The sequence below is a fragment of the Flaviaestuariibacter terrae genome, assembly GCF_054777635.1.
The window spans coordinates 117,256-139,739 of the sequence record NZ_BAAHAL010000022.1 but is presented as its reverse complement, the minus strand read 5'-3'; the positions used below and the strand labels follow the sequence as shown (position 1 = coordinate 139,739).

The following is a 22,484-nucleotide window of genomic DNA, read 5'->3' as shown; positions in this document are numbered from 1 at the left end:
TGTAACTAATCTAGTTTCACGAATCGGACAGAGGCTCGAAATCTTGCAGATCAGGCTTTTGTCTGGCCGGATCTCGATGGTGCGTAACGCAGGTTGGCGCTCTTGTTTCGGAAGGTAGGTGGGTAGGTGTAACTAATCCTTTCTCTCAGTGTCGGGGGCGTCGTTCTCTTAAAGCCGTTCACGGACTTTTACGACCGTAAACATAAAATCTGCATCCCCCAAACGGGTGATGCGGATGAAAAGTACAGCTTTTATTTAATCCAACTCTAATATTTTTTTAACAACCGGGAAAAACTCGCCCAATCCGCCTGCGTGACTTAGTTCCTCCCCCACGCCTGCCCGTTACGAAAATAATTTTACGCTAATTGTATAGCGTCCTGGCGGTAAATCGGACGCGAAGCCCCTCCCCCGGTCACGTGTATCGAATCAAACCGCAAAGCACGCGCGACGACTATTTTCTATCGCTCAATGGGATCTTCCGGAAAACGCTTCTCGCTGACCAGCGCCATACTTTCGGATCCGCACCTGACAGTAGAAATACGCATCCCCCCGAAGTGGGAAACCTGGATTTCTTCCAGGAACGCCTCCAATCGCGGGATGGGCGCTGCTTGACGGTAAATAAAAGAAGGCCCCCGAGCGGGAGCCTTCTGTTGTTGTATCGGAACCGGAGAGCCGGGACTTCTTAGCGTGTTACCAGCACTTTCTGGCTGAACTGCTGGCCTTCGAGCTGAGTTACAAGGTAGTACACCCCGCTGCTGAGCATTGCCGGCACATCCAGGCTTAGGGCCGTCGTACCCGCCTGCAGCGATTGCTGCTGGCTGAATACGACGCGGCCGTTTCCGTCGCTGAAGTAGAAGCGGGCCGTTGTGGCCACCGTGCTGCGTACCTGCAGTTTCAGTGCCGTCGTTACCGGGTTCGTCAGCAGCGTTACCGCGGGCTCCAGGCTCTGATCACGCAGGGTGAGCGTTACCACGGGGCTGTAGGTAAAGGCGCCGTTGAGATCGAGCTGCTTGAGGCGGTAGTACACGCGTCCGGCAGACAGGCCCGACAGGTCGTCGGTGTAGCTGTAAAGCTGCGCGGAAGCAAGGTTGCGGCCATTGACAAAGCCAACCTGCGTGAAGCTGCGTCCGTCGGTGCTGCGCTCAACGCCATAGCCGCGGAAGTTCTCTTCGTTAACGCTCTTCCAGTTGAGCAGCGCGTTGCTGCCCCGCTTCTCACCGGTGAAGGTGATGAGGTGCACGGGAAGTGCCTGCTCGAAGCCGACCTGGTAGGTAGCGGTCGTACCGGTAAATCCGGCGGCATCTTTCCAGGCGTACTGGAAGGAGAAGCCCGAGGTACCGTTCTTCACAAGCAGCTTGAGCGAACTCAGGTCGTAGGCGGGAAGCTCCCACTTGCCGGTGGCGTTGTTGAAGAGCGAGCAGCTGCCGTTGCCAATATCGCCGCCCTGGCAACCGCCGGCCTGCAGCTGGATGCCGTTGTATTCGAGCATCACCGCGTCGCTGTAGGCGGAGCCGTTACGGAGACCGGCGTACGAGGCCGGGTCGATCACCACCGTCGCCATGCTGCTGCCGCTGGTCAGCGTGGCTGCGAAGCCGTTGCTGCCATCGGGGTCGAGGCCGGTAAGGGCACCGGGTGTGGCACCGCTGGAGGAGGCACCGCTCAGGGTGATCCGGGCCGCGTAGCTGTTGGCGGGGTTGGCCGAGCTGGGGATAGTCGTTTGGGCGATAGCGGGGTTCGTGTTGGGTCCCATCGTGTAGCTCTTGGCATCGGCAACTGCGAGGCGCTCGATACCGAAGTTGATACCCGTAAGGTTGCTGCCAGCCAGCGTGATGAGGTTGAGCCCGTCGGCCGTGCCATCGGCAGTGCTGCCGCTGCCTTCGCCGGTCAGTACCCAGCCGCTGTTGACGGCCGCACCCGTAGCGCTTGCCGAAGTGGTCAGCGTGAGGGTATAGTTTCCGGCATTGAGGCCGCTGAGGCTGTAGGTACCGTCGCTGGCAACAGCGCTGCTGGCTACTACCTGGCCGCCGCCGTTGACCGCGTTCACATACAGACCGCCGCCGTTGCTGCCAAGGCCGTTGAGCAGGCCGTCGTTGAGGGCATTGTAATCATCATACAGCGTACCCGTGATCAGCAGGGTGCTGAAAGGCTGGCTGGCCGTGGCCGCCGCGCTGCTTTCCTGGCCTGCGTTGTCGACCACTTTGTACGGGATAACAACCGTTACCGCGCCGTCGACCGGGTCGACCTGCACCGACATTGCGTCCGTGAGGTTACCGTTGCTTCCGCTGGCGATGTAGATACCGCCCGCGGGGAAGTTCGCCGACGTATAGCTGTTGCTGCTCACCGCGCCGCCCGCCGTCAGGGCACCCGAGAGGGTGATGCTGGTGGCGTTGGTCGGGAAGCCCGTGATGTGCACGTAGTTGATCCGGCCACCGGCAAGATCCGTAGCGTCCGATCCGCTGAAGGCCGTGGCCGGCACTGTAGCGTTGGTCGCCCCACCGGGATTCACCTGGGTAGCGGCCGTATTCGTTGCGGCCACCGGGAGCGCTTCGATCGCGAAGTCGATGGTCTGCGTGGCAGCAAGGGCGCCGCTGAAGCTGAAGAGACCATTGATGCTGCCGTCGCCCGCCGTACCGCTCGTGCCTTCGGCCGTATTCACCCAGGCTGCGGAAGGCAGCGCGGCTGTTGTGGCTGTGGGGCTCGCGGCAAGTACGAGCTGGTAGGTGGTCACCGCGGCTTCGATACCGTCGGCAGAACCGAAGGAGTAGGTGCCGTCCGTCAGCGTCTTGCTGGCCACCACCGTGTTGGTAGCGGTATTCACCAGGTTCACGTACAGCTGGCCGCCGGCGTTGGCGATCGCAGTGCCGTTGATCGTGCCTGCGTTGGCATCGTCATAAACGGTACCGGTGATGAGGATATCGCTCAGGGGCTGGCGGGCGATGCCGGAAGCATTGCTCTCCGTGCCGGCCTGGTCGATGGAGGTATACGTGAAGTCAACATTCACAGCGCCGCCTACCGGGTCTACCGTGATGGTACCCGAAGGATTGCCGCTACTGTTGGCCGCGAGGTACACACCGCCCGCCGGGAAGCTGGCAGCCGTGTACGACTGGGCGCTGTAGCTGCCATTCACCGAAGTGGCGGCAGAGGCGAAGTTCACCGTCGTCGTGTTCGACGGGAAGGTCGTTATGTGGATATAGCTCACTACACCACCGCTGACATCCGTTGCGTCGTTGGCGCTGAAGGTCGTGGCGGGAACCGTTACCGTGGCGGTTCCACCCGGGTTCTGCTGTGTGATGGCCGTAGTGAGTGCATCGGTAACGGGTCGGGCGTTGATACCGAAATCAACTACCATCGGGCTGCTGACAGCGACGCTGAGGGTATAGCGTCCGTTGGCGAGGCCATCAGGTGTTGCGTCGGGACCTTCGCCGGTATTGACCCAGGCGGTTGCACTGGGCAGACCCTGCGTGGTTGCCGTTGCCGAGGAAGCGAGGATGAGGCGGTACGTGGTTACATCGTTGCGCAGGCCATCGGCGGTGCCGAAGGAGAAGGCGCCCGAGGTAACAGCCTTGCTGCTGATGACGGTGTTGGTACCGTCAACCAGGTTCACATAGAGCTGGCCGCCGGCATTCGAGATAAGCGTTCCGTTGATGAGGCCGTCGTTGTTACCGTTGACGTCATCGTATACATTACCGCTGATGGTCAGGTCGGTAAACGGAATCTTGCCAATACCGGTGTTCTGGCTTTCCACGCCGGCTTCGTCGATGGCGCGGAACTGGATCAGCACCGTGTCGGCACCGTTAACCGGGTCCACATAGAACGAGTCAAGCGTTGAGCCCGAGGCATTGGTGGCCACATAGATACCACCGGCCGGGAAATTGGACGAAGTATAGGTTGTTTGCACAAGTGCTCCGCCCGGTGTTTCCGATGCCTTTACGATAACGGCATTGGCGTTGACGGGAAGCGACAGCACGTGCAGGAGCTTCACCTGGCCGCCGGTTACATCTACCGGGTCGGCGGCAAGGGGAAGGTTGTTGGCGATGCCTACGAAGAGGTTGCCACCGGGGTTCACCTTGGGCGTTGCCACGGTAAGCGGAACAGCTACCGGGCGGGCATCCAGGCCGAAGTCGACGGCAACATTCGATGTTACCGCGCCTCCGAGTGCATAGCCACCATTGGCGTTACCATCGCCGCTGCTGTTGCCGAGGCCTTCTGCCGTATTCACCCAGGCGGTGGAAGGCAGTGCAGGCGTTGCGAGCGCGGCGCCCGTTGTCAGAACAAGCTTATAGGTCGTGACCGTGTTGCTCAGGCCATTTGCGGTGCCGAAGCTGAAGGTGCCATCGGTGAGTTGCTTGCTGGCGATCACCGTAGCGGTTGCCGTGTCAACAAGGTTCACATAGAGCTGGCCACCGGCCGTAGAAATACGGGTACCGTCAATGATACCAGCATCTACGTCGTCATACACGTTACCCGTGATGAAGAGGTCGGCCAGGGGCTGGCGGGCAATACCGGTGCTGCTGCCTTCCTTGCCGGCGTTATCGATGGCACGGTACGAGAAGTCGACAGTCACTGCACCGTTCACCGGGTCAACGGTAATGGCGCCCGTGGGATTGCCCGAAGTATTGGTGGCAACGTATACACCAGCCACGGGGAAAGTAGCGGAGGTATACGACAGCGCACCGTAGGTTCCGTTCACCGACGTAGCTGCCGAAGCAAAGCTCACGGTCGTTGCGTTGGTCGGGAACGAGGTAATGCGGATATAGTTCACCTGCCCGCCGCTCAGGTCCGTTGCATCGGAAGCCGAGAAGGTAGTAGCGGGGATGGTTACCGTATTAGTACTGCCCGGGTTCGCCTGTGTTGCGGCAACCGTGATGCTTGCAGGAACCGGGAGTGCGTCGATTCCGAAATCGATCACGCGGCTGCTGCCGACGGCTCCACCGAACACGAAGCGGCCATTGACCGTTGCGTCACCCGAAGTGCCGCTGTTGCCCTCGCCCGTATTAACCCAGGCGCTGCTGGGCAGAACGGGTACGGTAGCGCTTGCGCTGTTGGTCAGCATCAGCTGGTAGGTGGTCACGCTGTTGTCGAGACCATCGGCCGTGCTGAAGGAGAAGGTGCCATCGGTAAGTGTTTTGCTGGCCACTACCGTGTTGCTGGCAGTGTTCACCAGGTTCACGTACAGCTGGCCGCCGGCGTTGGAGATCGGCGTGCCGTCGATGGTGCCGGCATTGGCATCATCATATACGGTACCGCTGATGAAGATGTCGGTCAGGGGTTGCGTGGCGGTTGCCGTTGCGGCGCTTTGCACGCCGGCATTGTCCACCACTGCATAGGTGAAGGCAACGGATACCGCGCCGTTCACGGGATCTGCTTTCACAGCGTTGGCATCCGAAAGATTGCCGTTGCTGGTGGTGGCAATATATACGCCAGCAACAGGGAAGTCGGCAGACGTGTAGGTTGTTGTCGTCACTGCGCCGCCGATCGACGTGCTGCCGATCACCGTGATCGACGTGGCATTTGTCGGGAAGGCCGTGAGATGCACATAGCTGATGAGGCCGCTCGCGCCGTCACCGGCGTCGGTACCGCTGAAGGCGGTTGCCGGAACGGTTACCGTGTTGGTACCACCGGGGTTGGCCTGGCTGGTAGCGGTATTGTTCTGGGCCGTGGGCAGGGCGTCGATGCCGAAGTCGATGACCTGGCTCGTGCTGATGCTTCCGCCGAAGGAGTAGGCTCCGTTGGCAGTGCCGTCACCGCTGCTACCGCTGACGCCTTCCGCCGTGTAGGTCCAGGCAGCCGAGGGCAGCGTGGAGCTGGTAGCAGTCGCGCTTGAAGCAAGGATCAGCGCGTAGGTCGAAACATTGTTCTGCAGACCGTCGGCCGTACCGAACGTAAACGTGCCGTTCGTGAGTGTCTTGCTGGCTACGACCGTGCTGGTAGCTGTATTCACCAGGTTGACATAAAGCTGTCCGCCTGCATTCGAAATGGGCGTGCCGCTGATCGTGCCTCCGTTTGCGTCGTCGTAAACCGTACCGCTGATCGACAGGTCGCTCAGGGGCTGAGAAGCCGTAGCCGTATTGGTACTTTCCTGGCCGCCGTTATCGACCACTGTATAGGAGATCGAGATCGTTACAGCGCCGTCAACCGGGTCTACGCTCAGTGCGCTGGCATCCGCAAGGTTGCCGTTGCTGTTCGTGGCAATATAGATGCCGCCTGCGGGGAAGTTACCCGAAGTATAGTTGTTCGTGCTTACCGCGCCGCCGGCCGTCAGGGCACCTGTTACGGTTATCGACGTGGCATTGCCCGGGAATGCCGTGATGTGTACATAGTTGACCCGGCCGCCTGTTGCCGCATCGAGGTCGGTGCCGCTGAAGGTGCTGGCAGGGATCGTGATCGTATTGCTGCCGCCGGGGTTAACCTGCGTGCTGGCCGCATTGCTGGTCGCTGTCGGCTTGCCGTCGATGCCGAAGTTGGCACCCGCAACACCGTTCGAGCTCAGTACAACCGTTTGCGTTCCGTTGTGGTCACCGTCGCCGGCAGACGTTGTGCCTTCGCTGGTGAAGGTCCATCCGCTGGGGAGCGCAGCTGTCGTGGAGCTGTTGCTCGTGGTCAGCACCAAGGAGTAAGTGCCGGCGCCAAGACCCATGATCACATAGGTGCCGTTGGAAGCGACCGTAGCCGATGCCACGACCGTGCCACCGCTCACGGCGTTCACGTAAAGCTGTCCCGAAAGGTTCGTACCCACACCATCGAGCGTTGCATCAGTGATGCCGTCGAAGTCGTTGTAAACCGTACCGGAGATAGCTCCCGTGATGAAGGGAACCGTAGTTACTCCGCTGTTGCTGCTCGTTTGTCCGGCGATGTCGATCACCTCGAAGGCAAAGGCCGACGAAGTAGCACCGTTCACCGGGTCGATGGCAAGTGCATCAACGGGTTGCAGGTTACCGTAGTTATCGGTACCGATATACACGCCGCCCGCCGGGAAGTTGGCCGATGTGTAGGTAGTAGTGGTTACAGCGCCGCCAGCTGTCAGGGCACCTGTGACGGTGATCGACGTGGCGTTGCTGGGGAAGGCCGTGAGGTGCACGTAGGCAATGCCGCCGTTGCTGTCCGCATCCGTTGCCGGGAAGGCAGAGGCAGGGATGGTCACCGTATTGCTGCCACCGGGATCGGCCTGCGCCGTAATGGTCGTTGACGAAACCGTGGGGCGGATGTTGATGCCGAAGGCAAGTGCCTGCGGGCTGCTGATGGCGCCTACGGTGTAGAGACCGTTGGCGAGCGCATCACCCGAAGTGCCGCTGAGGCCTTCTGCCGTATTCACCCAGTTGGCCGGGAGCGAGCCGCTTGTGGCGGTAGCATTCGTAGCGATTACCACGGCATAGGAAACGCCCGTCTGGACGCCGTTGGCCGAGCCGAACGTGAAGGTGCCGGTGCTTCCCGACGTGGGCAGGGCCACGCTGGCCACAACCGTGTTCGTTCCGGTATTCACCAGGTTCGCGTAGAGCTGCGTGCCCGATGCGCTGCCGGTGGCCGTACCGTTGATCGTGTTGTCTTTGCTGCCGTTGGCATCGTCGTACAGTGTGCCGCTGATAGTGAGGTCGCTGAGGGGCTGGCGGGCGATGCCGCTGCTCACGCTTTCCTTGCCGCTGTTATCAATGGCGGTATACGTAAAGTCAACGTTCACTGCGCCGTTCACCGGGTCGACCGTTATGGCACCCGAAGGATTGCCGCTGGCGTTTGTTGCGAGGTATACACCACCGGCTGGGAAGGTCGCGGAGGTATACGAAACCGCGCTGTAGGTTCCGTTCGCCGAGGTAGCCGCCGAAGCGAAGTTCACCGTAGTGGTATTGGTCGGGAACGATGTGATATGGATATAGTTTACCTGGCCGCCGCTCAGGTCCGACGCATCGGACGCCGAGAAGGTCGTGGCCGGGACGGTCACGGTATTCGTGCCGCCGGGGTTTGTTTGCGATGTGGCGGTCGTGAGTGCAGCCGGAACCGGCAGTGCCTCGATGGCAAAGTCGACCGACGTATTGCCGGTCACGACAGCACCGAAGCTGTAGCTGCCGTTCGCAGCGCCATCGCCACTGCCGCCGCTCAGGCCTTCGGCCATATTTACCCAGCCCGTCGTGGGCAGGGATGCCGTGGTAGCAGTTGCTGTTGAAGCAAGTACAAGCTGGTAAGTGCTGACGTTGTTGAGCAGGCCGTCGGCAGTGCCGAAGGAATAGGCGCCCGAAGTAACGGCTTTGCTTGCGACAACCGTATTGGTAGCCGTGTTTACGAGGTTCACATACAGCTGGCCAGCGGCGCTCGAGATGAGCGAGCCGTTGATCGTGCCGCCGTTCACATCGTCGTACACAAGACCAGAGATCGTCAGGTCGGTCAGCGGCTGGCGGGCAACTCCCGTCGTGCTGCTTTCCTTGCCGGCGTTGTCAAGAACAGAATAGGTGAAGTCAACATTCACGGCACCGTTTACAGGATCAACCGTGATGGCGCTCGTGGGGTTGCCGCCCGTGTTGGTCGCAACATACACACCACCGGCCGGGAACTGGTTGGCAGTGTAGGAAAGCGCGCCATAGGTTCCGCTCACCGAGGTGGCGGCATTGGCGAAGTTGACGCTCGTTGCGTTGGTCGGGAACGAAGTAATATGGATATACGCGATCTGGCCGCCGGAAAGATCCGTAGCGTCCGTACCGCTGAAGGTCGTTGCCGGGATGGTTACCGTGCTCGTGCCGCCGGGGTTCGTTTGCGCCGTAGCGGTCGTGAGCGTAGCCGGTACGGGAAGCGCGTCAATACCAAAGTCGATTACCTGGCTGCCGGTAACCGCTGCACCGAACTGGTAACCGCCGTTCACGTTGGCGTCGCCCGAAGAGCCGCTGATGCCTTCGGCCGTATTGGTCCAGGCAGCAGAGGGCAGGGAAGCCGTGGTTGCCGTCGCGCTCGAAGCGAGGATCACCGAGTAGGTCGTCACGTTGTTCTGCACACCATTGGCGGTGGTGAACACGTAGGTGCCGTTGGTCAGCGTCTTGCTGGCAACAACCGTATTGATTGCCGTATTTACCAGGTTCACATAAAGCTGGCCACCCGCATTCGAAATGGCCGTTCCGTCGATAAGGCCGTTGTTGCTGCCGTTGACGTCATCGTATACCGTACCGGAGATCTGCAGGTCGGTCAGCGGCTGCCGTGCCGTGCCCGTTGCGCTGCTTTCCTTACCGGCATTGTCGATCGTCGAATAGGTAAAGTCAACATTCACGGCGCCGTTCACCGGGTCGACCGTAATGGCACCCGCGGGATTGCCGCTGCTGTTGGTAGCGAGGTATACGCCGCCGGCCGGGAAGGTCGCGGAGGTATACGAAACCGCGCTGTACGTTCCGTTGACCGAAGTGGCGGCCGAAGCAAAGCTTACGGTCGTTGCATTGGTCGGGAATGTTGTGATATGAATATAATCCACCTGGCCACCCGAAAGGTCGCTGGCGTCGGCACCGCTGAACGTGGTAGCCGGGATGGTCACCGTGGAAGTGCCACCGGGGTTCACCTGGCTGCTGGCCGTATTAAGCGATGTCACCGTGGGGAGCGCATCGATACCGAAGTCGATCGTAGCGTTGGCGGTTATGTTCGCGCCGAAGGCGTAGCTGCCGTTGGCCGTGCCGTCTCCGCTGGTACCGGTCACGCCTTCCGCCGTATACGTAAAGGCCGCGGAGGGAAGTGTGGAGGTCGTAGCCGATGCGCTGTTGGTGAGCACCAGCGTATAGGTGCTTACGTTGTTCAGCAGGCCATCAGCGGTTGTGAAGCTGTAGGTACCGGCACCCGATACGGCTTTGGAAGCCACGACCGTTGCGCCGTTTACGAGGTTTACATAGAGCTGGCCGCCGGCGTTGCTGCGCAGCGTACCGTTGATGATGCCCGCATCCGGGTCATCGTATACCGAGCCCGAGATCGTCAGGTCGGTCAGCGGCTGGCGGGCTACGCCGGCCGTCAGGCTTTCCTTGCCGGCATTGTCTACTGCCTTATAGGAGATGTCGATGTTTACCGCGCCGTTCACGGGGTCTACCGTGATGGCGCTTGTCGGGTTGCCCGATGTATTGGTTGCCACATACACACCGCCGGCCGGGAAGGTCGCCGATGTATACGAAACGCTGGAGGTTGCGCCTCCTGCCGTGGCAGCGCCGGCGGCAAAGGAGATGGAAGTTGCGTTGCTGGGGAACGCGATGACATGGATATAGTTCACCGTGCCGCCATTGGCCGCATCGGCGTCCGTAGCATTAAATGTCGTAGACGGGATCGTCACCGGGTTGGTTCCGCCGGGATTGCTTTGCGAGGTCGCCGTGGTCAGCACCGTCGCTGTCGGCAGCGCGTCGACACCGAAGTCGATCGTGGCGTTGGCCGTTACATTGGCGCCGAAGCTGTAGGTACCGTTGGCTGTGCCGTCGCCACTGCCGCCGCTAACGCCTTCCGCCGTGTAGGTCCAGGCCGTCGAAGGCAGCGTGGACGCCGTAGCCGTAGCGCTGTTGGTCAGCACCAGTGTGTAGGTGCTGACGTTGTTCTGCAGGCCGTCGGCGGTCGAGAACGAATAAGCGCCCGAGGTTACTGCCTTGGAGGCAACCAGGGTACTGGTAGCCGTGTTCACGAGGTTAACATAGAGCTGGCCACTGGCGCTCGAGATGAGCGTACCGTTGATCGTGCCGCCGTTGACATCGTCGTACACCGAGCCCGAGATCGCGAAGTCGGCCAGGGGCTGGCGGGCGATACCTGCGCTGAGGCTTTCTTTCGATGCGTTGTCGACCGCTTTATAGGAAATGTCCACGTTCACTGCGCCGTTGACCGGGTCTACTGTGATGGCGCTTGTGGGGTTGCCGCTCGTGTTGGTAGCAACGTATACACCGCCGGCGGGGAAAGTAGCCGACGTGTAGGTGACACTCGACGTGGCGCTACCGGCGCTGCTGGCGCCAGCCGCAAAGCTGATCGAGGTTGCGTTCGTGGGGAACGAGGTAATATGGATATAGCTTACGGTACCGCCGTTCGCAGCATCGGCATCGGTGCCGCTGAAGGTCGTGGCCGGAACAGTCACGGTGTTGGTGCCACCGGGGTTCGTTTGCGAGCTTGCCGTTGTCAGCGCCGTTGTCGTCGGAAGGTTGTCGATACCAAAGTCGATCACCTGGCTGCCGGTTACAGCGGCAGCAAAGCTGAAGCTGCCGTCGGCTGTGCCGTCGCCGGTGCTTCCGCTTGTGCCTTCAGCCGTATTGGCCCAGGCCGTTGTGGGAAGGGCGGCCGTTGTTGCGGCAGCGCTGGAGGCGAGCACCAATTTGTAGGTAGTAATGTTGTTCGCGAGACCATCGGCTGTAGCAAAGGAAAAGGCACCCGAGGTTACGGTCTTGCTGCTGACCACCGTGTTGCTGGCGGTGTTCACGAGGTTAACATAAAGCTGGCCACCGGCGTTGGAGATGAGCGTGCCGTCGATCGTGCCGCCGTTCACATCGTCGTATACCGAGCCGGAGATCGTGAGGTCGGTCAGCGGCTGGCGGGCGATACCGGTTGTGCTGCTTTCCTGGAGGGCCTGGTCAACGGCCTTGTAGGTAACGTCGACATTCACCGCGCCGTTAACAGGATCAACCATGATGGCAGAAGTAGGGTTGCCCGACGTGTTGGTGGCTACATACACACCGCCGCCGGGGAAGGTTGCCGACGTGTACGACAGCGCGCCGTAGGTACCATTCGCGCTTGTAGCGCCGGAAGCCAGCGACAGCGTCGTGGTATTGGTCGGGAAAGCCGTAATATGAATATAGGAAACCTGGCCGCCGCTTACATCAACGGCATCGGTACCGCTGAAGGTAGTCGCGGGGATCGTTACCGTGTTCGTGCTGCCGGGGTTAGCCTGCGAAGCAGCGGTGGTCAGCGCTGTCGGCGAAGGAAGTGCATCGATACCGAAGGCGAAATTGGTATAGGTCGTAACGGCCTGGCCGATCGTGTATGTACCGTTGGCGGCTCCGTCGCCCGTTCCGCCGCTGAGGCCTTCACCCGTATTTACCCAGCCGGCAGGCAGGGAGGCCGAGGGAGTGGCTGCGCCGACGGCCACGTTGCTGCTGCTGAGCACAAGGCGATACGTGGTTACGGAGGTGCTCACACCATCCGAGGCGCCAAAGGCAAAGGTTCCGTCGGTAAGCGCCTGCTTCGCCACCACGAGGCCGGTAGCCGTGTTGACTACGTAGATATACAATTGCGTGGAAGAAGCGGTACTGATCGCCGTACCGTTGATGGTACCGGCATTGATGTCGTCGTAAACCGTACCGGCAATGTATTTACAGTTGGGAAGCGCATAGGTGCTCTGGCTCGAAGCGGTTTCATTACCCCACCACCAGGTGTTGAGGGTGCGGATGTTACCGTAGTCGTCGCAGAGAAGTGTCGATGTGGCATCGCCGCCGCCGCCGGCCGGGGCAGGCACTGAGCCGCCGGAGCCGGTTCCGTTCCAGGCACGCCCCACGAAACCGAAGGTTGAATAGTTCACCTGCGCCATCCCGTTGATCGAGCTGTCGGGACCGGCCGTGGTGGTTTGGTTGTTTGAGGTCGTAGTGGTACAGCCCGAGCCGACGGTCGTCAGCAGGGCGTCATTGAAGTATAGGCGCGGCGTATAGGTCACCGGCTCGAGGCCCGTAACCGCCATACCGTTCACATTCAGCTCCGCGTCGTAGATCGGCAGGTTGATACGGCCGCGGCGGAGATAGAGGGTCATCTTCGCGGTGGTCGTGCTCACGCTGTTGCCCAGGCCGTCCTTGCCATCCCAGGCAATATTGTAGGTGCCGGCGGCCTTGCTCGTGTCGGTGAGGTAAAGGTCGGAGGTGCCGAACTGGTAGCCATCGGTGCCGTTCAGGTCAAGAAGGATGGCCACGTCGCCGGGCATGCTGATCGTGTAGTTCACCGTATAGGAACCAGGACAGCCCGTTACGCTGTTGATCGCCGGGGTGGAGGGAGCCGCAGAACGCGTATAAAGCGATGCAGGGCTGTTCAAAAAGAGCTTGTAGCCGTTGGGAAGGCTCGGCTGCGTGGTACCGGTGTTCTGCGACTTGCGGTCGGCATACCAGTCGCCGGTATAAACGGCGCCGAATTTATTGAAGGCCACCACGCAGGCAAGGGGCTTGAAGCCCGCGTTGAACGCCACCTTCGAAACGGTGGAGTCGGCGGTATAGCCGTAGAAGGTCGACTGCATCGGCACGGTGTTGTCACCGGCGAAGGTCGACGTGTTGTAGGTGATAAGGCTCCAGGCCTGCGAATGCACGCGGCCGCTGTAGCGCGTGTTGCCCGTGGTGGCAACGGTGAAGTCGAAGTAGATGCAGATATTCGTCTGCGATGCCGAGGCCGTAGCGCCGTTGTCGGTGCTCTCGTAGACCTCGATGTAATATTCACCCGCAACCGTGGGGTCGTAGATAGCCGGGTTGTAGCCCGCAGGAACGGCGCCGCCGATATTGGGGCCGGCGGTCGCCTGGGCGTAGGTGTTGATGTGACCGGTGCTTCCTGCCGTCGATGTGATCGTACCCAGCGCCACCTGTGTGCCCGACGGGTTGATGATGCGGTAGTACATCGTAGCCACTTCCGCAGGCGTGCTGTTCCGGTTATACGTGCGGATACCGAAGTACAGGTTCTCCGTGCTCGCATCCGCGATGTAGAAGCGTACCCGGTTTTCCGAGCCCGCGCCGCGATACGGACCCGAGGCAAGGCTCGGGTTGATGTACAGGCCAACCCCGTTGCCAGAGTTCGGCATAACCTCCTTGGTTCCTTCAGCGCCGGCGGTCAGGCTGAGCGCCAGCAGGAGTACGGAATACAAAATGGCCCGGACGGTACGACGGGCCTTGCAGGCAAAAGACGTATGCATGGTATTGAGTTGGATGGGTTGGACGGGCAACGGAGTCAAAGCAGTGTTAAAAAGACGATCCTTAGCTACGGGCATTGGGCACATTTTGGTTTCGCAATCCGCTGTTATTTTTTTTAAGCGTATTTACTTAAATCAAAAGTAGAAGTACCGAACTTTAGGTAGGGACGTTTTAGGTGAAGGCGGACTTTTACCCGGTGAAATCGAATAATATCGACAATATGCTAAGTATTATTACCTATTTATACATAAAATGATTGAGGCATGTCCGAGTATGAAGGATTTTTGTCTGCGGGATAGCCTGCGCCGGGAAAGCAATAAGGCTTTTCACTTGGACCCCGTCTGTGTTTAAAAAAAACTAAGTAACTTTCCAGTATGATTTCACATAGCGCCGAAGAACAACGTCTGGAAGCCCTTCGCAGGCTGGAGCTGATGGACACGGAGCCCGAAAGCGAGTTCAACGAACTTGTATCCCTTGCATCCGAGCTTTGCCAAGCGCCCATTTCCCTGATCACACTCCTGGACGAGAACCGCCAGTGGTTTAAGGCCCGGAAGGGCTTAAGTGCGACGCAAACCGACCGCTCGGTTGCTTTTTGCGACAAAGCCCTGCTCCAGGACGACATTTTTGTGGTGACCGATGCGGCCAAAGACCCGCGTTTTGCCAAGAACCCGCTTGTTACCGGCGACCCGAATATTCGCTTTTACGCCGGCGCCCTCGTGCACTCACCCGAGGGACACAAGCTCGGCACGCTCTGCATTATCGATACCGAGCCCCGCGAGCTCAGCTGGCGCGAGGCCAACATCCTCAGCAAGCTGGCCCGCCAGGCCACCCACCTCATTGAGCTCCGTAGCCGGCGCCGCGAAATGGCCCGTCTCCAGGACGAGCGCCGCGCGCAAAATGAAGCTCTCGAGCTCCAGCAGTTTCGCTACCAGCGCCTCTCCCACCTTGCCTGGCTGCAAACGGAAAGCATGGCCGCCTTCCTGGATAATGGCATGGACGCCCTGCAAAGCGGCCGTTTCACGAAAAAAGAAATAGCCGAGGTTGTGGAAAAGGCCGCCGCCCACCGGGCGCAGGCCGCCGCCTTCAACGAGGCGCTCCGCCTCCTGGCCCGTTACAACCAGCCGACAGAGACCCAAGAACTGCCACCCGTCCGCATTCCGGACCTGCTCTCGGAGCTCTTCACCGGCCTCGCACCGCTTGTCAAAAGCAGCGGCAACCGGGTACAGCCCCTTATTCCCGCCGACCTCAGCCTCCGCCAGGACCCCGAATTCCTGCGCTGCGTTTTCCGGATCCTCCTCAGCGCCCTGCTGGGTGCCGTCAGGAATGCCGATATCAGCCTCGTAGTCAAAGACCAGCCCCAGGGGATCGACGTAACCGTGCATATCCCCGAGCACAACCTCGTGGATGCGCTGCAGCGCTACATGCCCGATGCGCCTGCGCTTGGCGCCGAACACCTCAGCGGACTCCCCTTCCATGTGGAGCTGGCGCTTGTGAAAGACCTGATCATCGCGGCCGGAGGCCGCAAGACGCTTCAGAAGCTCGGCAACCGGGGCACCGCCATTGAGTTCTTTCTACCCCACGCCGGCTAAGCAGCACCGTAACTTACCGAACCGCCCGATGGGCGGTTTTTTCATGCCCGCATGGCCAACAGCAAAACGGCCCCGCCAGGAGGCGGGGCCGTTTATTATCGTGCGTATCTGCTTTTCTTAGTTATCGAAACCACCCACGCAACCGATGCCCTGGAACCAGAGGGGACCGCAGCCCGTGCGGGCGCCGCTCTTGTAGAAGCCGGCAGCGGTGGCTACCTGGTAGTCGCCTTTTACGATGAGGCGGCAGTAGGTTTTTGCCGAACCGGACGTACTGACGTTGAATTTCAGAACCGGGGTGATCACGCAGCTCTGGCTGGGATCTACCTGCAGGGTCGGGGTAAAGTTGGAGAAGTTGTTACCGTTCATGCTCGTGGAAGCGCCAACGATATCGAGGAAGTTGATGCAGGAACCAAGCGACATGCTCCAGTGGCTGAGGGCCTGGATCGTGCCGTTGTTGCCGTTACCCGGGTTCGGGTTCTGGATGCTCCAGGTCCAGGTCCAGGTGCCGTCGTTGTTGGCTACGTGGCTTTCCAGCTTAACGGTATAGGCGTTGGTATTTTCCCAGCTGCCTGTGCTCTGGTCCCAGGAAGCGCTTGTTTCGAGGCTGGCCGCATCGCTGCCGGCAGCGCGATCCGACACGAGGTCAGCTTTTTTGCAGGAAGTAAAGGCCAGGGAAGCAGCGAGGAGGAGGGTACCGAATTGAAGCAGTTTCATGTTGTTTGGGTTTTTTGTTTGACGTTTTAAAGGGGCGGTTCTTCGTCGGAGTTGAATTCGGCGCCTTACTTACGAATGAGCGCCTCACTTAGTTTTCGGTAAGGGGATTTTTTTAGTTTCTTGCTGATCCGCTGTTCCGATTGACGATGCAAACATAAAACACCCAGCCGCCCTAAGCAAATCACTTACGACAATAAGTGTTTTTTTATAGACGAAAAGGCACAAATTAAGGTTAACCCCTAGACAACCCAACGACAAAGGCCCCCGAAACGGGGGCCAAAGGGGAAAATCGTCGGTCAGCCGGCCGCAGGGGCGGCCAGGCGCTTATTTCTTAAAGGCGGCAAGACCGCAGCGGAGCCATTCGGCAAACTCGCGCGGGCTTTGCGTATAGGTCTTGGGGCGGGTCAGGGCCTTTTCGTCGGGGCTGATGATCGCATACTGGGGCTGCGAGACGGCGAAGAAGTTCTCCGACTGGAAGGTGGCCCACTTATCCCCTACCGTTACGATCTCGCGCTTGTCGCCGCGGCGCGCGGTGTAGGTTGTCTGCTCAGCCAGCGGCAGGTTGCGCCGCTCGTCCACGTAGAGCGATACCACAACGAAGCTGTCTTTCATCAGCCCGGCCACCGTAGCGTCGGTCCACACGCGTTCTTCCATCCGCCGGCAGTTGACGCAGGCCCAGCCGGTGAAGTCGATCAGCACCGGCTTACCCTGGGCGCGGGCAAGGCGCAGGGCGCCGTCGTAGTCGTTGTGCATGGGCGCCACCGCGTGCGACAGGGCCGCATGATGCTTGTAGAGACTATAGGTCAGCGGGGGCGGGAAGCCGCTGATCAGCGGAAGGCCCGCTTTGGGTATGTTGAACAGGCCGGGAATAATATAGCCGGTCAGGGCCGCAAACAGGATCACGAAAAAGGCCCGCACCCCGCGCACCCGTGGCCGCGGCGGCTTGTGGAAAAAGCCAAGCAGGTAGGCAACGATCAGGATGCCGATGATAGCCCAGGCGCCCAGGAAGATCTCCCGCGGGAGAAGGCCCCAGCCCTTCACCAGGTCGGCATTCGACAGGAACTTGATCGCCATGGCCAGCTCGATAAACCCGAACACGACCTTCAGCTCGGTCATCCAGCCGCCGCTGCGCGGCATCGACTGCAGCCAGCCCGGGAACAGCGCGAAGACCACGAAGGGCAGCCCGAGGCCAAGTCCAAAGCCCGCCATGCCGGCGGTCAGCTGCCAGGCCGCGTTGGAGCCGCTGAGCGAGCCCGCGATCAGCGCGCCCAGGATACCGCTCGTACAGGAAAAGGAAACGATGGTGAGCGTGAGGGCCATGAAGAAGATGCCCCAGATATCGGTGGCTCCCGACTTGGAGTCAACCCGGTTGGCAAGCCCGCTGGGCAGCGTGATTTCGAATACCCCGAAGAAGGAGATGGCAAAGACCACGAACACGGCGAAGAAGACCAGGTTGAGCGGGACATTGGTGGAGATGTTGTTAAGCACCTCGGGACGAAGCTTGAAAAGGTGAAACGGCAGGCTCAGCGCCGTATAGATCAGGAAGATCGAGAAGCCATAGAGGAAGGCGTTGCGTACGCCGCGGCGGCGGCTGGGGGCCCGCTTGGTAAAGAACGAAACGGTCAGCGGGATGAGCGGGAAGATGCAGGGAAAGAGCAATGCCAGAAGACCGGCGCCGAAGCCGATGAAGAAGATGCTCCAGCTGCTTTTATTGCCGGTCATCTCGTCGCCGCAGGGGCTGACGGGATGATTCACGTCGATGCTGGGAATGAGAATGCGGTTCTGCGCGGATACACCACCCTCGAGGGCTACCGTGAAAGGCGCCTCGGTGCCCGGGTACAGTTCGTCGTTGCGGCCATACGTATATAAGAGTGTGCCCCGGAGCCGGGCGGGCGCGGGCCCGCTGAGCGTGAGCACGGCGTGCCATTCGGCCGGGCCGCTGGTAACCGCCACCTGGGCGCCGTCGAAAAGCGGGCTTTTGAATTGCGCGCTCGCCGGGGTAACCGCCGTGACCGACGAAGCATGGATCGTGCTGTCGGGAAGCTGCAGCTCGCCAAAAGCAATATCGCGCACATTGGCCTGCTCGGGCTGGTACAGCTGCCAGCCGGCAGCGCCCTCCGTGCGGAAGGTTAGGTCGTACCGGCGCTCGCTTACCCGCTTCGCGGTCACCTTCCAGGTAAAAGGCGCGCTGCCCTGGGCTAAAACCGCGGTGGAAAAAAGAAGGAGCAGTACGGGAAGCAGGAATCGGAAACACATACGGTTGGGTTGAAACAACAAACGGATTCCGTAAAGAATCCGTTTGCAAAGCAAGGGTAAAAACAGGTTAATTGAGTGAGAAGGTAAAGGGAACCGTCTCGGGTCGCAGGCACTTGTCGCCGTTACAGGTCTGGAACACCAGCTTCCCGGCAACCGCCGTCCTGGCCTTGGCCTTCAGCTTCACCACCTGCACGAAGTCGACCTTGTTGCTGTACTGGTGCGCCGTTACGCCCAGCACTTTGTCTTTGTACTTCTCCAGGTTGCCTTTCTCCTGCACCTTTCCCTGCAGGCTGAGAAGGGGGTTCTTGTTGAAGGAGAAGCTTGTCGGCTCGGCGATCGCGTCGGCGGGCTGCTGCTGCGCATACAGGTGCCAGCCATTCTGGATCGTTGCCGTCATGTGGAGCTCGTAAGTCTTGTCATTGATCTTCTTCGTCGAGAACGACCAGCTGACCGGGGTCTGCGCCGATGCGGCGGCTGCGACGAGAACAAATAAAGTAAGGGTAAAAAATAGCTTTTTCATACGCGGTGACTATGTAACAAAATTCGGGGACGCAAGCGGGTTTTGGTGTTAAGAGATCAGCAACCGGTCGTTAAACCTTTCCTTATATAAGCTCCGCCAGCGCCAGCGACTTAAAGAGGATGTTGAATATCCGGCGGCCGTCGGTATTACCCAGGGCGCCGCTGCAGGCGCGCTCGGGGTGCGGCATCATGCCGAACACGTTGCGCTCTTCGTTGCAGATACCGGCGATGTTGCGGGCCGACCCGTTGGGATTGGCATCGCTGGTCACGTTGCCGTCAGCATCGCAATAGCGGAACAGCACCTGGCCGTTCGCTTCGAGTTCATCCAGGATGGCCGGATCGGCGTAATAACGGCCTTCGCCATGCGCGATCGGTATCTGGTATACCTCGTCGGCGCGGTCTTTCATATAGATGTTCTTGCAGATGTATTGCTGGTTGTTGTTGCGGAGGAGGGCACCGGGGAGCAGGTGGCTCTCGCAGAGGATCTGGAAGCCATTGCAGACACCCAGCACCTTGCCGCCCAATTCGGCATGCTGGGCCACGGCGCGCATGATGGGACTGAAGCGCGCAATGGCGCCCGTACGCAGGTAGTCGCCGTACGAAAAGCCGCCGGGAAGCACCACGCAGTCCTCGGGACCGAAACCCGGAAGGTCTTCGTCTTTATGCCACAGCATGGTACATTGCTGCCCGAGGTCGTGCACCAGGGCATCATGCATATCACGATCGCAGTTGGAACCGGGGAAAACGACAACGCCGAATTTCATAATGGAGGGTTGAAAGGCAAAGTTAGTTTGGAGTTTGGAGTTTACCGTTTGGAGTTAATGAAAACCATGAAAAATAACTCGCTGTTAATAGGCCTGTCAGCCAGCGTCAAACTCCAAACCCCAAACTACAAACTGTTAGTGCTTTACCATCGCGATCCCATACTGCAGCGCGAGGATATAGCAGACGATGATAAAGAACAGCAGCACCGGCGTCCAGCGGCGCGCCGGGTACAGGAACGCGCAGGCATGGAAGGCGGCGAGTGGCGCCGCCACCAGCACCCAGCCAGTATACTGGCCGTCGTTGTTGAAAAACGGCAGCCCCAGGGCCAGCAGCACGTAAAACAGCACGAGGCTCCAGTTCTTGCGCGCCTGGATGAGCATCTTGCGGAGGTTCGCCTGCACATAATACGAGCCCAGCAGGAAGGGCATCACCAGCAGCACCACCGAGCCGAGAAAGGCATATGTGGGCCGGTTGCGGATGGGACCGAAATGCAGCCAGGGCACCAGCAGCGACCAGTTGAGGCGATCATAGAGAAAAAGGCCCACCCCGTAGAAATACGTAGGCGTCATCACGCCCAGCAGGAAGAGCAGGAGCTCCTGCACCCGGAACGGCCGGAGCACCATAAGCCCGAGCAGCGCGATAGCGCCGAAAAGAAGCGAGGGCGTAAAAAAGAAGCCCGCCAGCCCCGTGAACAGGCCGATGTTGAAGATGCGCCCGCCGGCCCTGGGGGCCGCATAGAGGCGAAGGATGATCCCGAACGCGATCACCAGCACGGCGTTCGCGCAAAGCGGCGCCGACAATCGGCTCCACTCGGGCACCAGCGAGGTGATGAGCAAAAACGAAAGGGCCGGCAGAAAGGTCTGCCGGCTCATCATTCGGTATTGATTGACCAGGGAGTTAATGGCGAGTGCCGTCGCGAAAAGAATCACAAAGGCCAGGAACCCGTACAGTGCGGGCGGCGCCCCCTTCAGCTGCGCGGTCAGCAGCCGGAAAAGAGGCCCGTCAGAGGGCGCCTGCTGCAGGGCAGGGCCGGTGAAAAGAGGAAGCTTCAGCAACAGGCCGGTAACAAAAAGAACGGCAATGGTGCCTGGCGACTTTTGTTTAAAAAGTGCGATCACTAGGATTATGGATTAGTATAGTCAACTTTTGCAAAGCAAATATAGTTTCTATAATAGCAGGGAACAATAAAGGTGCGCGCCGACACCTGCTTGCCGTAGCGGGGCAGGAAGTCGAAGTTGCGGTCCAGGTTCTTGAGCGTCGGGTTGCGCGTCATCTGGCCGTCGGGGGTCAGCACGTAGTCGTTAAGCAGCTGCACGCGCTTCTCGTCCTGGTTGAAGAGGAAGTGCAGCGCGCCACCGGTGTTCATCACCTGGTACGAAATGGCGTCGTCGGCATCGTCGTTGAACTGCGTCTTGTGGATCACCGAGCTCCACTGCAGCTTGCCGGCGGGATCGAAGGAAAGTACGGTCACATTGTCGGCGTGGTAGCGAACGGCCTGGCTGTTATTGTAGCGGTTGCGCCAGTACCAGCTGTTGTACGGCGAATAGTTATAGTACCCGTAGTTGCCCATCGTGTACGGAGAGCCGTAGAGGTAATCCCAGCGGTTCCAGTTGTTGAGACGCGATGTGGTGTAGTAGCTTTCGGCGCCGATGAGGAAGCCGCCGTCTTTCTTTACGATGATGTTGCGGATGAAGTAGTCGTTGAAAGCCATCCGCGGCGACGCGTCACCACGGGCCTCGCGGCGCAGCTCGTCGCCGAGGGCGGTGGCGCTTTCGAGCACGGCCTTCTTGCTGGCCTTGTCCCACACATAAAAATAAAAGCCTTCGATATTGCCGCGGCGCTTCGTGTAATAGAAAGAGGTGATGAAATAGCGGCGGTTGGGGTTATCGGCCTTGATCTTGATCTCGTCGAGGAACATCTTATCGAGGTTGAGATCCACCTGCAGCAGCGAATCCACCGATGCCGCCTTGTAAAACAGCGAAGCCTGGTTGATATTGTCGTCGTTGACGCGGGCAAAGCGGGTGAATACGAGGTCACCGTCGTTATCGAGCTGGAACTGGCCCAGGTTGTCGTCGCGCTCTTCCATCGGGATATTGTGGCTGCTGCGGGCCAGCTCGTGGAGGGAGCTGTCGAGCAGCACCGTGCTGAGCCGGTAGAGACTCTTGTTGCGCGAGTTGATCTTGAAAACCATCAGCTTGCTCCGGTCTTCGCTGCCGATGACGCTGTATATCTTGTTGTTGGTAACGGCGTTGATATGCGCCGTATCAAGCTGCTGCGGCTCGCTGAGCTTGTGGCCCAGGGCGTCGACCGTCACGGCTTCGCAGTACACCACGTTCTTCTTCTGGTATTCATACACCACGTAAACATGGTTGTCGTAGGGGAAGAAGTCGACGTTAATCAGCCGGTCTTCGGGCAGGTAGCTCTGCACCTCGTTCGACAGGTCTTTCATATTATTGTCGAAGGCCGCGATGTAGCTGCGGCTCCGGTTGTTCTTATACACGAGGTAGTTGCCCCCGACCTTGCCGATCACCTCGAAGGTGGTGCGGCGGGTATCGTCGCGGGCGGGCTCGGAATACACGATTTTCTGGGCGGAAGCGGCAAGCGTCAGCAGGAAAGTGGCGGCAAAAAGAACGTATCGGATTGTGCGCATGGTTCGCGTTGATTTCTAGCTAAAATTAGGGTTTCCAGCCCTTTAAACGGGGTTAAAGTTCACCTTATTGCAGGGCCCCGCCGCGCCGTTTGCGGCAGCCATCGTTTTTTGGTACGCGTTTAGGGCATTCCGCTACCT

At 59.7% G+C, this 22,484-nt stretch carries 8 protein-coding genes; 1 reads left to right on the top strand and 7 read right to left on the bottom strand.

Annotation, left to right across the window (positions count from 1 at the left end; all coding sequences use genetic code 11):
- Window positions 1–682: 682 nt before the first annotated feature.
- On the bottom strand, window positions 683–13,855 hold the full coding sequence (locus ACYU7Z_RS17475) for a hypothetical protein (protein ID WP_460572847.1): 13,173 nt from the start codon (window positions 13,853–13,855) through the stop codon (window positions 683–685).
- Between the two features lie 372 nt (window positions 13,856–14,227).
- Here ACYU7Z_RS17475 and ACYU7Z_RS17470 point away from each other — a divergent pair, with 372 nt between their 5' ends.
- Complete coding sequence (locus ACYU7Z_RS17470; protein ID WP_460572845.1) at window positions 14,228–15,442, top strand: GAF domain-containing protein; 1,215 nt, start codon at window positions 14,228–14,230, stop codon at window positions 15,440–15,442.
- Between the two features lie 117 nt (window positions 15,443–15,559).
- Here the strand turns inward: ACYU7Z_RS17470 and ACYU7Z_RS17465 are convergent, their stop codons facing one another.
- From ACYU7Z_RS17465 to ACYU7Z_RS17440, 6 genes are all read right to left on the bottom strand, one after another.
- Entirely contained in the window at window positions 15,560–16,156 is a 597-nt protein-coding gene (locus ACYU7Z_RS17465) for a hypothetical protein (RefSeq protein WP_460572843.1), read from the bottom strand.
- Between the two features lie 324 nt (window positions 16,157–16,480).
- Window positions 16,481–18,412: a protein-disulfide reductase DsbD family protein gene (locus ACYU7Z_RS17460; RefSeq protein ID WP_460572841.1), complete on the bottom strand. Its 1,932-nt coding sequence runs from the start codon at window positions 18,410–18,412 to the stop codon at window positions 16,481–16,483.
- Between the two features lie 67 nt (window positions 18,413–18,479).
- On the bottom strand, window positions 18,480–18,932 hold the full coding sequence (locus ACYU7Z_RS17455) for a protein-disulfide reductase DsbD domain-containing protein (protein WP_460572839.1): 453 nt from the start codon (window positions 18,930–18,932) through the stop codon (window positions 18,480–18,482).
- 82 nt (window positions 18,933–19,014) lie between these two features.
- Window positions 19,015–19,695, bottom strand: a complete 681-nt coding sequence (purQ, locus tag ACYU7Z_RS17450; protein WP_460572837.1) for a phosphoribosylformylglycinamidine synthase subunit PurQ — start codon at window positions 19,693–19,695, stop codon at window positions 19,015–19,017.
- A gap of 135 nt (window positions 19,696–19,830) precedes the next feature.
- Window positions 19,831–20,814: a hypothetical protein gene (locus ACYU7Z_RS17445; RefSeq protein ID WP_460572835.1), complete on the bottom strand. Its 984-nt coding sequence runs from the start codon at window positions 20,812–20,814 to the stop codon at window positions 19,831–19,833.
- A gap of 5 nt (window positions 20,815–20,819) precedes the next feature.
- Window positions 20,820–22,346, bottom strand: a complete 1,527-nt coding sequence (locus tag ACYU7Z_RS17440) for a hypothetical protein (RefSeq protein WP_460572833.1) — start codon at window positions 22,344–22,346, stop codon at window positions 20,820–20,822.
- Window positions 22,347–22,484: the final 138 nt, after the last annotated feature.

Excerpts from the sequence above, each read along its gene's own strand:
- ACYU7Z_RS17440 (WP_460572833.1), bottom strand. The coding sequence starts at position 22,346 with ATGCGCACAATCCGATACGTTCTTTTTGCCGCCACTTTCCTGCTGACG.
- ACYU7Z_RS17475 (WP_460572847.1), bottom strand. The coding sequence starts at position 13,855 with ATGCATACGTCTTTTGCCTGCAAGGCCCGTCGTACCGTCCGGGCCATT.
- purQ (WP_460572837.1), bottom strand. The coding sequence starts at position 19,695 with ATGAAATTCGGCGTTGTCGTTTTCCCCGGTTCCAACTGCGATCGTGAT.
- ACYU7Z_RS17460 (WP_460572841.1), bottom strand. The coding sequence starts at position 18,412 with ATGTGTTTCCGATTCCTGCTTCCCGTACTGCTCCTTCTTTTTTCCACC.
- ACYU7Z_RS17455 (WP_460572839.1), bottom strand. The coding sequence starts at position 18,932 with ATGAAAAAGCTATTTTTTACCCTTACTTTATTTGTTCTCGTCGCAGCC.
- ACYU7Z_RS17470 (WP_460572845.1), top strand. The coding sequence starts at position 14,228 with ATGATTTCACATAGCGCCGAAGAACAACGTCTGGAAGCCCTTCGCAGG.
- ACYU7Z_RS17465 (WP_460572843.1), bottom strand. The coding sequence starts at position 16,156 with ATGAAACTGCTTCAATTCGGTACCCTCCTCCTCGCTGCTTCCCTGGCC.